The sequence below is a fragment of the Paraburkholderia ribeironis genome (genome assembly GCF_900019265.1).
GTDB lineage: Bacteria > Pseudomonadota > Gammaproteobacteria > Burkholderiales > Burkholderiaceae > Paraburkholderia > Paraburkholderia ribeironis.
In genome coordinates this window covers 1-576 of record NZ_CYGX02000225.1, presented here as the reverse complement: position 1 = coordinate 576, position 576 = coordinate 1, and the positions used below count along the sequence as shown (strand labels likewise).

Below are 576 nucleotides of genomic sequence, written 5' to 3'. Positions count from 1 at the left end.
CGCTCGTTCAAGCTGTACGGCTGGTGCTCGCTGATCCGCGGCGTGGAATCGGGTGGCACGGTCGAAAACCTGCCCTGCCACACGTTCCCGACGGACGATGGCGGCGTCGACATGAAGTGTCCGACCGAAATCGCCATCTCGGATCGCCGCGAGGCGGAGCTGTCGAAGAACGGTTTCATCCCGCTCATTCACCGCAAGAACACCGACCACGCGACCTTCATCGGTGCGCAGTCGATGCAGAAGCCGGCCGAGTACCACGATGCTGACGCAACCGCTAACGCGAACCTGTCCGCGCGCCTGCCGTACCTGTTCGCCTGCTCGCGTTTCGCGCATTACTTGAAGTGCATCGTGCGAGACAAGATCGGTGCGTTCAAGGAGCGTGAGGACATGCAGCGCTGGCTCAACGAATGGATCATGAACTACGTTGACGCCGACCCGGCCAACTCGTCGCAGGAAACCAAGGCCCGTCGTCCGCTCGCCGCAGCCGAGGTGCTCGTCGAGGAAGTGGAAGGCAACCCTGGCTACTACCAGGCGAAGTTCTTCCTGCGTCCGCACTTCCAGCTCGAAGGCCTGACC

At 62.3% G+C, this 576-nt stretch carries 1 protein-coding gene; it reads left to right on the top strand.

Translation table 11 applies throughout. From position 1 onward, the window contains the following. Window positions 1-576 (top strand): type VI secretion system contractile sheath large subunit (gene tssC, locus BN2475_RS33285; RefSeq protein WP_143326095.1); only part of this gene is annotated, 576 nt, incomplete at both ends.